Raw genomic sequence first — 13,621 nt, 5'->3', positions numbered from 1 at the left:
ACCAGTGTGTCGGAGGGGGGACTTGAACCCCCACGCCCCGTAGGGCACTAGCACCTCAAGCTAGCGCGTCTGCCTTTCCGCCACTCCGACGTCTCGGCACCGCTCCGGTCTTCCCGGGCGGCCCCGCTGTGTTGTGCTCATAGATTAACCGATCGGCTCAGCGACGCTGTAACCACCCCCCTATGGGTGAAGCAGAGTGATAGAACAGCCAGGTGACTACCTACTCTGCCTCCCCCGATCCCGCATCCGGCCCAGCCTCCGGCGCCGAGTCCGATCCCGGTCTGCAGCGCGCGGAGGAAGAGGTCGTCGGCCTGACGAGTGATCTCATCCGCTTCGACACGACCAACACCGGCAACCCTGCCACGGTGGCCGGTGAGCGCCCGGCGGCCGAGTTCGTCGCGAGCAAGCTCAGCGAGGTCGGCTACGAGGTCACCTACGTCGAATCCGGCGACCACCCCGGCCGTGCCAACGTCGTCGCCCGCCTGCCGGGAGCCGACAACCGGCGCGGCGGCCTGCTCGTGCACGGCCACCTCGACGTGGTCCCGGCCGATCCCGCCGAGTGGTCGGTACATCCGTTCTCCGGCGCGGTGCAGAACGACTACGTGTGGGGTCGTGGCGCGGTGGACATGAAGGACATGCTCGCCATGAGCCTGGCCGTGGCTCGCAGGCTCAAGCGTGACGGCATCACCCCGCCCCGCGACATCGTGTTCGCGTTCCTGGCCGACGAGGAGGCAGGAGGCCTGCAGGGCGCACAGTGGCTGGTCGATCACCGCCCCGAGCTGTTCGCAGGCTGCACCGAGGCGATCAGCGAGGTCGGCGGCTACTCGGTCACCCTCACCGATGACGTCCGCGCGTACCTCATCCAGACCGCCGAGAAGGGCATCCGGTGGCTGACCCTGCGGGTCCGCGCCCGCGCGGGCCACGGCTCGATGGTGCACGAGGACAATGCCGTCACCAAGCTCGCCGCCGCGGTCGCCCGACTCGGCGAACACCGGTTCCCGGTGGTGATGAACGAGTCGGTCCAGGAGTTCCTCGACGGTGTCTCCGAGTTGACCGGCTGGGATTTCCCGGTCGACGACCTCGACGGTTCGGTGGCCAAACTCGGCAACCTTTCCCGCATCGTCGGTGCGACACTGCGCGACATCGCCAATCCCACCATGCTCAACGCCGGATACAAGCACAACGTGATCCCCTCGGTCGCCGAGGCCGCCGTCGACTGCCGGATCCTGCCCGGCCGTGAGGAGGCCTTCGACCGCGAACTCGCCGAGGTCCTCGGGCCCGACGTGGAGCGTGAGTGGGTGGGGTTGCCGCCGGTGGAAACCCCGTTCGAGGGTCGTCTCGTGGATGTCATGGCCGAGTCCCTGCGCGCCGAGGACTCCGCCGCCAGGACCCTGCCGTACATGATGTCCGGCGGCACCGACGCCAAGTCGTTCAGCAGGATCGGCATGAACTGCTACGGCTTCGCCCCGCTGAAGCTGCCCGCCGATCTGGATTTCGCCGCCCTGTTCCACGGTGTGGATGAGCGGGTGCCGGTGGAGGCGCTGCGTTTCGGCACTCGTGTTCTGGACCGTTTCCTCCGCAACAGCTGAGCCGTACACGGTGGCCTGCCGGTGCTGCCGGAGAGGGCTGTCGGCGCTCTCGGGTTTGATCGACTTGCGAGAATGATCGACACGGTTCGTGCGGGAGGTGTCACAGGTGCGCCAACGGAGTGGTACCCAGGGCGGCAGAACCCAGCGGGAGGAAACCGAAGGCCCCGGACCGCAATGGGGCGGTGACGAGGTCGACGAGCATTCGGTCGCGCACTGGATCGAGGTGTATCTGGAGCATCTCCAGGCCAGAAAGCTCGCTGCGAACTCGCTGCGCGCCTACCGGCGCGACCTGGAATCGGTGGCCGGGGAACTCGCCGAGATAGTCGGGACCGCCGTGGGGGCGCTGCCCATGACCTCGGCGACGGCCTCGACGCTGCGCTCTGCGTTCGCCCGGCACGCCGCCGCGCGGTCGGCGTCGTCGGTGACCAGGTCGTGGTCCACCTGGAACGGCCTGTTCCGCTTCCTCGTGGTCGAGGGGGCGGTGGCGGGCAATCCCATGCCGGTGGTGCCGAAACCGCGCACTCCCGAGCCGACCCCGAAACCACTGCGGGGTGAGGACACGCCCGAGCGGCTGCTGCGGCTGGTGGCCCAGGGGGCGCGCCGCTCCCGCAACCCCTGGCCGGAGCGCGACCTCGCGGTGCTGGCGACGCTGCTGTGCACCGGCCTGCGCTCGGCCGAGCTGCTGGATCTCACGGTGTCGTCGCTGGCGGGACGCTCCGGGGAGCGCAGACTGCACGTGCGCGGCAAGGGCGGCCACAACCGGTCGATTCCGATCGAGGGGACGCTCGACGACGTGATCGCCTCCTACCTGCAGACCCGCAAACAGCGATTCGGCAGGCGCCTGCCGGGTGGGGAGGCGTTGTTCGTGGACCACCGGGGCGAGCCACTACGCCGAGGCGGGTTGCAGTATCTGGTGCGGCAGTCGTTGCGCGCGGCGGGAATCTCCGATCGCGTGCACAGCGGTGCGATGGTGCACGCCCTGCGTCACACGTTCGCCACGAGGCTGGCCGAGGACGGAGCGAGCGCCGCGGAGATCGCCAAACTGCTCGGGCATACCTCGATCAATTCCAGCCAGACCTACATCGATGTCACCGCCCGGGAGCAGCGATTGTCGGTGCGGGCCAACCGGACCCACCAGGTACTGGGTGAGCTGAACTCACAGGACCCTGCCGATTGAGGTCACCCGCCCCAGGTCTCCGTCTTACCGGTCAGCGCGGACACGGCACCGCTGGTGTCGGCGATGACGAGGGTTTCGCCCACACCGGGATGCTCGAGACGTTCCAGCAGTGTCCCGCCCAGTTCCTGCACCTGCTCGGCGGCTCGCTCCAGACTGTCCACAGTGAAGTAGCACAGCCAGCCGCACCGGTCGCCGATGCGGGCGGCGGAGGCACGTGCCGCAATCGGTCGGCCTTCGGCCGCATACGTGGCGCCGTCGGAAGCGTCCTCGCTCGTCCAGCTCAACGTGTCCGTCCAGAACACGTCCGATTGCGCGGCATCATCGGTGCACAACTCGATCCAGCAGGGTTCACCCCGCCTGGGGTGGGGCGCCCACGGTCCGTGCTGCGCCCGCCCTTTGGCCAGCACCGCAACGGCCTCGCCGGGATCGGTCAGCACACCGTTGTCCTGGGTCGCGCCCGCGAAGACGAGTCGCCACCCCGCTTGTTCACCGGTCAACGGGGTACGCACCGCCGCGCAATGGCGTTCCCCGGTCCAGCAGTCGAACCCACTGTCCGAGTACAGCACCGTCCAGCCGAGAAGAGCCCGGTGGAACCGGACCGAGGTCTCGGGATCGGGGGTGATCAGTTCGGTACGGCGCAGGCCGCGAACCGCGGTGTGTGGGGACACGTCGTCATTTCCTCGCAGGCCTGGGAGTAACCGAGGTTTTCGTTGCACGGTGGACCACGCCGGTTGCTCCGTGGTGGACGCAGTTCGGTCGTACATCATGACGGCAATCGCAGGTCCGAGCAATGCTCCATTTGGACTACTATGCGCCGAAGTCCGCAGGCGGAGGCGGTCATCGGATCCGTTCCAGTTCCCCTGCGGCTTCGGTGACTCGCGCTGCCATGGCCGCCAGCTCGGACGAGGTGGCACCGTCGGCCACCGCCGTCGCGACGTCCTCGGCCGCGCAGCGCAGTTGGAACAGGCGGTCCTGCAGGTCGTCGAGCTCGGTGGCCGAAAGCACCACGGCGTCCTCGGGCAGTCCGCTGCGCTGCACCGCGGCCCGGCGTTCGTAGGCACGCTGCCTGCAGGACTGTCCGCAGTACAGGCGAGGCCTGCCGACTCGGCCCGCGTCGGGGACTCGGCGTCCGCACCAGGCACAGTGCCGTACGGACCGCTGTCGGCTCGGGATCGGATCGGGATCGGGCAGGGTCTCCACGAACGAGCAGGCTAACCGGGAGGAACCTGTCCGTTTTGATCGCCACGCCGATCGGGCAGAGTGGGCGAGGTGACGCACCCGTTTCTGTACGGCCCCTGGCCGCGGGCCTTCGCACATCGTGGTTGGCACATCGGTGATCTGTCCGGTATGGAGAATTCGTTGAGTGCTTTTCGGCGGGCCGTGGCCGAGGGTTACTGCTACCTCGAAACCGATGTCCATGCCACGTCCGACGGTGTTGCCGTGATCCAGCACGATCCGGATCTCGATCGCACCACCGACCGGCAGGGCAGCATCGGTGACCTGCCGTGGTCGATGGTGGGTTCGGCGCTGATCGCCGGGCGCGAGCCGGTGTGCCGCCTGGACGACGTTCTCGAGGAGCTTCCGGAGGCGTTGCTCAACGTCGACGTCAAGGCCGATTCGGCCGTGCGTCCCACGCTCGAGGTCATCGGACGGCACCGCGCCTGGGACCGCGTGTGTCTGGCCTCGTTCGACCACACCCGACTACGAGCGCTGCGGCGCGGTGGCGGAGCGCGGGTGCTGACCTCGATGAGCCGGCGTTCGGTTGCCGCGTTGTGGGCGGGGGCTCGTCTGGCCGGGTGGCCGCTGCGGCCGTGGGTTCGCGGCTGCGCGGCCCAGGTTCCGCCGGGATACGGGCGGGTACGCGTGGTCGACTCCCGGTTCGTCGGGTTGGCCCATCGTTGGGGCGGGGAAGTGCACGCCTGGACCATCGACACCGCCGAGGAGATGCAGCGCCTGCTCGATCTCGGGCTCGACGGGCTGCTGACCGACCGACCGGATGTCCTGCGGAAGGTCCTGCTTCGACGGGGTCAGTGGGCAGGCGGGGTCAGCGACCGCGCGCACGATCACACCGCCACCGAATGAGCGAAACTACGCATTGCCACCGTGGCACTTGCTCGAAAGGGTGTACGGGGGTCGTTCGGCCACCATGGCCTCTGGAGGGACGGTTCGGATGAGTGTGCTGGGCGACGAGGCCGCACCGGAGGCCGCGCGGCGGCGGGAGCATCGCGGTTGGTGTTGGTACGACTGGGCCAACTCGGTGTTTCCCACCTCGGTGACGACCGTGTTCCTCTCGCTGTATTTGACCACTGTGGCCACTCGAGCCGCCGAGGCCGACGTCGCGCGCAACGGCATCGACGCCTGTCCCGGCGGTAATGCGCTGCGGCAGTGCGATATCTCCCTGTTCGGGTGGGCCTTTCCGGCCGGATCGCTGTGGGGGTATCTGTTGTCGGCGGCGACCGTGGTGCAGGTCCTCGTCCTGCCGATCACGGGGGCGATCGCCGACCGCACCCGCAACAAGCGGGCGATGCTGGCGGTGTTCGCCTTCAGCGGTGCCGCGGCGACCTCGTTGCTGGCCCTGGTCGGTGGGCGCAACTGGCAGCTCGGAGTCGTCCTGTTCATCGCCGCGAACATCTGCTTCGGCGCGGCGGTGGTGGTCTACTACTCGTTCCTGCCGGAGATCGCAGGACCCGACGAGCGGGATCGGTTGTCCTCGCGGGGATGGGCGTTCGGGTATCTCGGTGGTGGTGTCGCACTGGGACTGCACCTGCTGATCTACCTCGGTCACGACGCGGTCGGCATCAGTGCCGATACCGCCGTGCGAATGGTGTTCGCCTCCTCCGGCCTCTGGTGGGCTGCCTTCACCGTGCTGCCCCTGACCGGGCTTCGCGAGCACACCGCCGCGGAGCTCCCCGAGCGCGGGACCTCGACGGTCACCGCCGGTTTCCGCCAGTTGCTGTCGACACTGCGGCAAGCTCGTCACGTACCGCTGACTCTGGGGTTTCTCGGCGCGTACATGGTCTTCACCGATGGCATCAACACGGTCACCAAGGTCGCGGCCCAGTACGGCAGCGTGGAGCTGGGGCTGCCGCAGGAATCACTGATCGTGACGATCCTGATCGTCCAGTTCATCGCTTTCGTCGGTGGTGTGCTGCACGGGGCGTTGGCTCGCCGCGTCGGCGCCAAGACGACGATCATGGTCAGTCTGCTCGTGTGGATTCTGGTGCTCGGCGGTGCCTATTTCGTCCAAGCCGGTCAGACCCTGCAGTTCTACGGGGTGGCCATCGGGATCGGGCTGGTGCTCGGCGGTACGAACGCGCTGTCCCGCTCCCTGTTCAGCCAGATGGTGCCCGCGGGCAAGGAAGCCGAGTACTTCTCCCTGTACGAGATCGGGGAACGCTCGACCTCCTGGCTGGGGCCGCTGGTCTTCGCCGTGGTCGGCCAGGTCACCGGATCGCTGCGGCCCGCGATCCTGTCGCTGGTGGCCTTCTTCGTCGTCGGGCTCGTCCTCGTCTCGCTGGTTCCGGTGCGTCGGGCGATCGAGTCCGCGGGCAACACCGCCCCCGAGGTTCTGTGATACTGCGAAGTGGTGACATGCCGGGACGTGTCATCGGCCTGATCGGAATATGCCAGTACGCTGTGTCGTTGTAGGAGACAGCACAACATATCGCTACGTTGGGTAATGATCCCTCTTGTCAAGCACCCGACCAAGGCCGTGACTTCGGTCCCACTTCGGCGTGTGTTCGTCAACTCGTTTGGCCTTGGTGACGGAGCATCTGGCATTATCACCCGTTCGGATGTGTCTCCGGGTTGTCAGAGGGACCCTGCGTCACATCCGTCGGGCGACTGCGTCCCACGGGAAGAAGCTCGTTGACGCATGAAGGACGTCACCGACGGCAACCACAAGCCCTACACCGGGAACATACGACGAGCCCCACCTCGTTGCACTCGGTGAGCACAACCGCCTGGGCATGCCCAGGCCGACGCGAAAGGAACCGTCATGGCCGACCGCGTTCTGCGTGGCAGCCGGCTCGGAGCTGTCAGCTACGAGACCGACCGTAACCACGACCTCGCACCGCGCCGGACGGTGCGTTATGCCTGCTCCAAGGACCACGAGTTCGAGGTGCCCTTCTCCGACGACGCCGAGATCCCATCGACCTGGGAATGCCGCCTGCACGGCACCGAGTCGAAGATCATCGACGGCAGCCAGCCGGAGCAGAAGAAGGCCAAGCCACCGCGCACCCACTGGGACATGCTGCTGGAACGCCGTAGCGTGCCCGAACTGGAAGAGCTGCTCAACGAGCGTCTGGAAGAGCTACGCGGGCGTCGCACCCGTTCCGCCTGAACCACGATGACCCCACCCGGCGAGCGCCTGGACTCCCTGTGAGGCCAGGCGCTCGATCCCTCTGTGGCCCCGGTCGTCTTTCGCGCCTTCAGCGACCGCGCGAGTAGCGACCGCGCGAGTCCACCAGGCTTCGCACCTGGTTCGCACGGCGCCGCAAGCCCCACTTGGTGACCCGCACCAGAGCCTCCCACACGATCGAGCCGCTCATCTTGGACTCACCGCTTTCCCGCTCGACGAACGTGATGGGCACTTCCGCCACGGTGAACCCGGCCTCGATGGCCCGCCATGCCAGGTCCACCTGGAAGCAGTAGCCCTGCGAGGCCACGTTGTGCAGTTTCACCCGCTCCAGCACCGCACGGCGGTAGGCGCGGAAACCACTGGTGATGTCGCATACGGCGGCACCGAGCGCCAGTCGGGTGTACAGGTTCGCGCCCCGGGAGAGCCACGCGCGGCGCCGGGGCCAGTTGACGACCCGTCCCCCGGGCACGTAGCGCGACCCCAGGACGACGTCCGCTTCCCGGCCGTCCCGACCGAGTGCCCGCAGCATCCGGGGAAGCTCCTCCGGCGCGTGCGACCCGTCCGCGTCCATTTCGACGAGAACCTCGTAGTCCCGCTGCCGGCCCCAGTCGAAACCGGCCACATACGCCATTCCGAGTCCGGACTTCTCGGTCCGGTGCAGCACATGCACGTGCTCGTCGCGAGCGGCCAGCCGCTCGGCCAGGGCACCCGTGCCATCCGGGCTGCCGTCGTCGACGATCAGCACGTGTGCTGTGGGTACTGCCGTCCGCAGCCGTTGCACGATCGGGTGCAGATTGTCCCGCTCGTTGAACGTCGGGATCACCACCAGAACCGAGCCCGGCTGCTCCCGACCCACCGGGCTTCGCCGGTTCGTCATCCGTTCCTCCTCGCCGGTGCCGCCACACGTCGGTTCGACCGTGCGCGTCCGGGCACCGCGCAACGCATCCGCGAACCCGGGGCTGGTTCGGCCGTCACTGCGCGATGCCCCCGCCGGCAGCATCGCGCGACCCGCCGGTCCTCCACCGCGGACGCCGCCACAGCGTGTATGCCACCGCTGCGAGCCCCAGTGCCGCAATCGTCCATGTCGGGAGCGGCCCCAACCGGGTCGCCGGAGTCAGTGTGGACCGCAGCGGCACCTCGGCCATCAGTGTCCGTGCGGTGAACTGCTCGGTGCGCTGCGTCACCGTGCCGTCCGGCTGCACGATCGCACTGACCCCGCTGGTTGCGGCGACCACCGTCGCACGGCTGTGCTCGACGGCTCGCAACCGCGCCATCGCCAACTGCTGGTAACTCATTTCCGAGTGGCCGTACCAGGCATTGTTCGTCGGAATCGCCAGCATCGTGGCTCCGGCGCGGGTGGCGCCGCGGAAGACGTCGCCGAAGGCCACGTCGTAGCACAATCCCACGCCCAGCTTCGCCGGTCCCACGGTGAACACTCCCGGCTCGTCCCCCGGAACCATGTCCTGCTTGAACCGGTCCACGAACGGGCTCACCGCACTGGCCACCGAGCGCAGCGGAATCGTCTCGGCGAACGGCACGAGATGCTGCTTGACGTACTCGGCGGTGGCCCCTCGCTCCGGGTCCCACCGCAGGATCCGGTTGCTCAGCTCACCGTCGGCACTGTGCGCGATTCCGCCCACCACCAGGGGAACGCCGAGTTGGGCGGCGATCCGGCTCAACGCGGGATCGCGGCGAGCGGGCCCCCAGGAGCCGACCTGTTCGGGGAGGACGACGAAGTCCGGGAGCGGGACGCGACCGGCGCGGACATCGGCCACGAGTTCCTCGGCGGCTCGGATGTGGTTGTCGTGCAGCACCTCGTCCCGGTAGAGCAGGTCGAGCCCGATGTTGGGGGCATCGCCCTGGACCACCGCCACCCTGGCCGTACCGGCATTGGCGTCGGTACCGACCAGGGGCGTCGCCGCGACGGCGACCGCCACCGGCACCACCATCGCCACGGCCGGTGCGATCAGCCTGCGCGGCCTGCGCCGAATCCGCAGCACTCGCCCGACGAACTCGGCGAGGGCGGCACCGAGCAGGACCACCGCGAAGGTCACCAGGCCGGCCCCGCCCAGTGCCGCGATCGGCAGCAGCGCGCCCCCTGCCTGGGTGAAGGCCAGCCGCCCCCACGGAAAACCCCCGAACGGCACGGTACTGCGCAGCAGCTCCGCGCCGACGAACACGGCCGCCATCCACACCGGCGCCGCGGGCAGGCGGCTCACGCGGGCCATGCCCGCTCCGGCCACACCGAAGAACAACGCTTCGGCCGTGGCGACACCCAACCACGGCCAGGGACCGAACTGCGCGCCCAGGAAATCCAGGAGCCAGCCCAGCAGCGGCAGCATGTAGGCCAGCCCGAACAGCAGGCCGTAGCCGAACCCGCCCCGTGCCCGTCGGCCGTGGACCACGGCGGCGAACCCCGCGACGGCCAGGGGGGCCAACCACCACAGGTTGCGCGGTGGCGACGACCAGTACAGCGCCATTCCCGCAGCGACGGCCATCGCCATGCGCAGCCACACCGCCACCGCGGGCAGGCGCAGCCACCGCCACCGTCCGGTCACGCCGCCGTCGGGCTGCTCGCGGTGCTGCGAACTCACCGTGGGAACAACCACCCGATCAACCTTCTCGGCGATACGGTCCCGACCCTCGGCCGGGACGGACGTCCGTTGTCACAAGCGTGCACACGGCCTCCCCCGGTAACCGCCGCACGCACCCGACCAATGTACGCCGAACGGCGGTACCTCCGGGCCGCGCACCGGCACAGCGGATTCAGTGGTCCTCATCGCCCGGGTCACGCGCGTAAATCGTCTCTCCCCGCAGAACCGTGCGCAGACAGCGCGGTAGCCGCTTCCCCGGCGCGAGGTCCGGCAGTCCCGGCACTCCCGAACGCGGATCCGTCGACCAGCGCTGGACACGGGAATCCGGAGTACCGGTCACCAGCTCTCCCGCGTCCCATACGGCGTAGGTCGCCGGGGCTCCGGGAACGAGGGTGCCGGTCACGCCGTCGTCGATCCCGGCCGCGCGCCAGCCGCCCCGGGTATGGGCCGTGAACGCGGCTCGGGGGGAGATCCCGAAACCATCCGTGCGGTGGTGCACCGCAGCCCGCACCGCTCCCCAGGGACCGACCGAGGTCACCGGAGCGTCGGAGCCGAACGCCAGCACCAGACCACTGGCCGCGAGCTGCGAGAACGGGTTCAGCCGGGCACCACGGTCCGGCCCGAGCCTGCGCGCGTACATGTCCTCGCGCCCACCCCATGCCGCATCGAAGAGCGGCTGCACGGAGGCAGCCACACCGAACCGGCCGAGTTCGTCGGCCTGGCCGGCATCGATCATCTCGAGGTGCTCCAGCCGGTGCCGACTGCTCGCCAGAGCGGGCGCTCCCACGATCCGCGCCGCGCGGCGGAATCCCTCCGCGACCTCGGCGACTCCGGCATCACCGATGACGTGAAAGCCCGCCTGCAAACCGTTGCGGGTGCACTCCACGAGATGCTCGGCGACCGCCTCGGCATCCAGGTAGAGCACCCCGGAAGTGCTCGGGTCATCGGCATACGGCTCGTGCAGGGCCGCCGTGCGCGAGCCGACCGCGCCGTCGACGAACAGGTCACCGGCCAGCCCGCGGACACCGAGTTGCCGGGCCGTGTCCAACGCCCCGAGCTCACCCCAGTACCCCACGACTTCGGGCACACCCCCCTGCTCGGCCAAACCGAACAGATCGGCCAAGTCCTCCACACCGGAGATGTCGGGCCCGGCGCACTCGTGCACGCTCGCGATGCCCTGGGAAGCGGCATGGCGCAGGAACGCGAACTGGGCGTCCCGGCGTTGCGACACGCTCAGCGATTCCCGAGCCGCGCTGCGCGCGTGATGATGGGCCACCCGGGTCAGCGGCCCGGACTCGTGCCAGCCCTCGGCACCACGAGCCAGGGGTGCCCGTTCGACCAGAGCGGTGGACACCAGCGCGGAGTGCACGTCGATGCGTGACAGGTACACGGGCGCGCCGCCCGCGGCGGCGTCGATCTCCTCCCGTGTGGGAGGTCGCCGTTCCGGCCACCACGTTTCGTCCCACCCGTGACCCCACACGAGGGTGCCGGGGTGCTCGGCAACATGGTCGCGCAAGGCGTGCAGAAACTCCGTCAGTGACGCGCACCCCGTCAGGTCGAGCCCGTTGAGCAGCAGGCCGGTCGAGGTCGCGTGCACGTGGGAGTCGACGAAGGCGGGTGCGACGAAAGCCCCGCCGAGATCGACGACGTGGGCATCGGGATGCAAGGCGCGACCGACGTTGTCGGCACCGACCCAGGCGATGGTCCCGCCGGTCACGGCCATCGCCGTGGCATCAGGACTGCCCGGCGCGTGAATTCTCCCGCCGAGCAGCAACGTGGTCTCGGACATCTGTTGGCCTTGTCCCTGTGTTCCCGGTCACGTGTTCAACTGCGCATGTGGCATGGATCGTGGTCTCCGGCGTGCCCCCAGGCGCATGACGTCCGACGTCCGCGCACCGTTCGCCGCAACAGGACCACGATCGTTGTCAGCAGCCTACCCGCAGCGCCTGTGTGGCTGACGCGACGTCGATTCACGACCGGATCAACGCGGGTGACGCCCCTGCGACGGCGGTTCGTCGGTACCGCGGGACTGCGGCGGAAGCAGCGGCGGATCCTCGCCGGACCGATCACTGGTCTCCTCGTCCTCGGTGACGGAGACGACCTCACCGTCGATGACGTCCTCGGTCGACGAGGCCGCTCGCCGGTCGCGGGCGGAGTCCGCCGAGGCCGCTTGTGCCTGGGCGTGCGCCTGGGCCTGGTGCCGCAGCCTCTCCTGCAAGGCCTGCGAACGACGTTCGGCGGCGCGCTGCAGACGACGGCGCAGCACCGCACGAGTCGGCGGGAGCAGGCACAGCAGACCCGCCACGTCACCGACCAGGCCGGGCAGCAGGATCAGCAGGCCTCCCAGCACGATGAGGACACCATCGGACAGTTCCCGATCCGGGGGTCTGCGCAGGCGAGCGGACTCACTGAACTCGCGCAGCGCCCGACGCCCCTCCCTGCGGAGCAGCCATGCACCGAGCGCCGCACTCGCGACGAGCAACCCGATGGTGGGCAGCACTCCAATGGCCTGGCCGACGAGGACCAGCACGCTGATCTCGACGACACCGGCAACCAATAACACGACGAAGACGGGCACGGTGTGGTGATACCTCCACTCGATGGCAGTCACCTGGTCAACGTTCGACGGGCCCGAAATACTTCCGGGTACTCCCATTGTGCTGGCGAAGCCTCGTGCGCGGTACCGCCCGGCGGATGCTGCCGAACCGTTATCGACACCACCGCCGGTGGTTACCGTGCTGCCCGCGAACTACCCATAGACTGCGGAGGATGCGGGCACACGTGACGAGACTGCTGACGCTCTTCCTCGTGGGCGGTGCGTTCGCGGTGGTCGGGCTCGTGCTCCTGGTCGGCGACCGGCCGACACCGGAGATCCCCCCGCCGCCACCACCGCTTCCGCCCGCGGTGGTCACCATGGGTGACAGCACCCTGTCCGGCGAAGGAGCCGGTAACTACGTTCCCGGCACGGACGGCGCCAACGGGAACTGGTGTCATCGCTCGCCCGCGGCGCCCGTGCATCAGCTGCGGCTGCCCGGCTCGGTGAAGCGGATCAATCTGGCCTGCTCGGGCGCCAAGGCCGGTCTCGTGGGTCTGGAGGCCCGTCCGAACCATCCCGAGGGATCGCAGGCACGCAGGCTCGCCGATATCGCCGAGCGCTATCGGATCACCGACATCGTGGTCCAGGTCGGCGCCAACGACGACCCGAGCTTCGTCGACGTCCTCAACAAGTGCGTCGGTGCCTGGGTCGCCCGCGCGCCCGGCGGATGCGCCGAGGAGCTTCGGCAGGAATGGCCGAAGCGGGTGCAGCGGATGCAGCCCAAGGTGCTGGACGCGCTGCGCGACATCCGCACGGTGATGGACCGCGCGGGGTACGAACGCGATGGCTACTCGCTCGTGGTGCAGTCCTACGCCTCCCCGGTCGGGCCCGGCATCGCCCCCGAGCTTCAGGACCTGTCGGGGTGTCCGCTGCTGACCAGCGACGTCAAATGGGTTCGCAGTACGGCGGTGCCGCAGCTGTCCGAAGGACTGCGGGAGGTCGCCGAGCAGGTGGGGGCCCGTTTTCTCGACCTCTCCCGTGCCGGATACGGCCACGAGGCCTGCACCGGGGGCGACAAGGCTCCGGGCACGGAATGGTTCACCAGGCTGACGGTGGACTGGCAGGCACTCAAACACGAAAAGCGCGCGCCGCACGCGATGCAGGAGTCCTTCCACGCCAACGCCACCGGGCATGCCCAGTTCGCCCGGTGCCTGAGCGACTTCCTCACCGGAACCCGGCAGCAGGCGGTCTGCCTCCCGGATTCCGAGGGGAACCTGACAGCCGTCTCACCCGAAGTCGCCGCCCAGCGGACGAGCCGATGACGGCCGTCCACCGGCGGCCGTCCTCGAGTTCCCGTCCTCGAAT

Annotated in this window: 12 protein-coding genes and 1 tRNA gene; 6 read left to right on the top strand and 7 right to left on the bottom strand. The window is 69.0% G+C overall.

The annotated features are described in order from the left end of the window. Nucleotides 1-7 precede the first annotated feature (7 nt). A tRNA-Leu gene (locus JOF55_RS18325) sits at nt 8-90 on the bottom strand. Nucleotides 91-281: 191 nt separating this feature from the next. Here JOF55_RS18325 and JOF55_RS18320 point away from each other — a divergent pair. Both JOF55_RS18320 and JOF55_RS18315 read left to right on the top strand, forming a co-directional pair. Then, nucleotides 282-1,589, top strand: a complete 1,308-nt coding sequence (locus JOF55_RS18320) for a M20/M25/M40 family metallo-hydrolase (protein ID WP_374727550.1) — start codon at nt 282-284, stop codon at nt 1,587-1,589. A 217-nt stretch (nt 1,590-1,806) separates the two neighbouring features. Next, nucleotides 1,807-2,766: a tyrosine-type recombinase/integrase gene (locus tag JOF55_RS18315; RefSeq protein ID WP_374727549.1), complete on the top strand. Its 960-nt coding sequence runs from the start codon at nt 1,807-1,809 to the stop codon at nt 2,764-2,766. Nucleotides 2,767-2,768: 2 nt separating this feature from the next. Here JOF55_RS18315 and JOF55_RS18310 read toward each other — a convergent pair whose 3' ends face one another. Both JOF55_RS18310 and JOF55_RS18305 read right to left on the bottom strand, forming a co-directional pair. Then, nucleotides 2,769-3,434: a VOC family protein gene (locus tag JOF55_RS18310; RefSeq protein WP_310275846.1), complete on the bottom strand. Its 666-nt coding sequence runs from the start codon at nt 3,432-3,434 to the stop codon at nt 2,769-2,771. A 169-nt stretch (nt 3,435-3,603) separates the two neighbouring features. Continuing rightward, a complete protein-coding gene (locus tag JOF55_RS18305) occupies nt 3,604-3,966 on the bottom strand; it encodes a hypothetical protein (protein WP_310275844.1) in 363 nt (120 codons plus the stop codon). Between the two features lie 69 nt (nt 3,967-4,035). Here JOF55_RS18305 and JOF55_RS18300 point away from each other — a divergent pair, with 69 nt between their 5' ends. The 3 genes from JOF55_RS18300 to JOF55_RS18290 all read left to right on the top strand — a co-directional run bounded on the left by JOF55_RS18300 (nt 4,036) and on the right by JOF55_RS18290 (nt 7,108). Continuing rightward, nucleotides 4,036-4,848, top strand: coding sequence for a glycerophosphodiester phosphodiesterase family protein (locus tag JOF55_RS18300; RefSeq protein ID WP_310275842.1), 813 nt, complete (start codon nt 4,036-4,038; stop codon nt 4,846-4,848). Between the two features lie 88 nt (nt 4,849-4,936). Then, nucleotides 4,937-6,340 carry an MFS transporter gene (locus JOF55_RS18295; protein WP_310275840.1) on the top strand — a complete coding sequence of 468 codons (1,404 nt, stop codon included), beginning with the start codon at nt 4,937-4,939 and terminating at the stop codon, nt 6,338-6,340. Nucleotides 6,341-6,763: 423 nt separating this feature from the next. After that, nucleotides 6,764-7,108: an RNA polymerase-binding protein RbpA gene (locus JOF55_RS18290; protein WP_310275838.1), complete on the top strand. Its 345-nt coding sequence runs from the start codon at nt 6,764-6,766 to the stop codon at nt 7,106-7,108. Between the two features lie 88 nt (nt 7,109-7,196). On the opposite strand, the gene JOF55_RS18285 is transcribed toward JOF55_RS18290, so the two are convergent. The 4 genes from JOF55_RS18285 to JOF55_RS18270 all read right to left on the bottom strand — a co-directional run bounded on the left by JOF55_RS18285 (nt 7,197) and on the right by JOF55_RS18270 (nt 12,331). Further along, nucleotides 7,197-8,003 carry a polyprenol monophosphomannose synthase gene (locus tag JOF55_RS18285; protein ID WP_310275836.1) on the bottom strand — a complete coding sequence of 269 codons (807 nt, stop codon included), beginning with the start codon at nt 8,001-8,003 and terminating at the stop codon, nt 7,197-7,199. A gap of 94 nt (nt 8,004-8,097) precedes the next feature. Next, nucleotides 8,098-9,735 (bottom strand): apolipoprotein N-acyltransferase, encoded by a 1,638-nt coding sequence (lnt, locus tag JOF55_RS18280; RefSeq protein WP_310275834.1) that lies wholly within the window; start codon nt 9,733-9,735, stop codon nt 8,098-8,100. Between the two features lie 157 nt (nt 9,736-9,892). After that, entirely contained in the window at nt 9,893-11,509 is a 1,617-nt protein-coding gene (locus JOF55_RS18275) for an amidohydrolase (protein WP_310275833.1), read from the bottom strand. A gap of 192 nt (nt 11,510-11,701) precedes the next feature. Beyond that, nucleotides 11,702-12,331, bottom strand: a complete 630-nt coding sequence (locus JOF55_RS18270; RefSeq protein WP_310275831.1) for an FxsA family protein — start codon at nt 12,329-12,331, stop codon at nt 11,702-11,704. Nucleotides 12,332-12,489: 158 nt separating this feature from the next. Between JOF55_RS18270 and JOF55_RS18265 the strand changes: the two genes are divergently transcribed. After that, a complete protein-coding gene (locus tag JOF55_RS18265; protein ID WP_374727312.1) occupies nt 12,490-13,578 on the top strand; it encodes a GDSL-type esterase/lipase family protein in 1,089 nt (362 codons plus the stop codon). Nucleotides 13,579-13,621 lie beyond the last annotated feature (43 nt).

Origin of the sequence: Haloactinomyces albus, from assembly GCF_031458135.1 — a bacterium.
Classification (GTDB): domain Bacteria; phylum Actinomycetota; class Actinomycetes; order Mycobacteriales; family Pseudonocardiaceae; genus Haloactinomyces; species Haloactinomyces albus.
The sequence above is the reverse complement of the archived record's forward strand: the minus strand, read 5'-3'. Positions and strand labels throughout refer to the sequence as shown.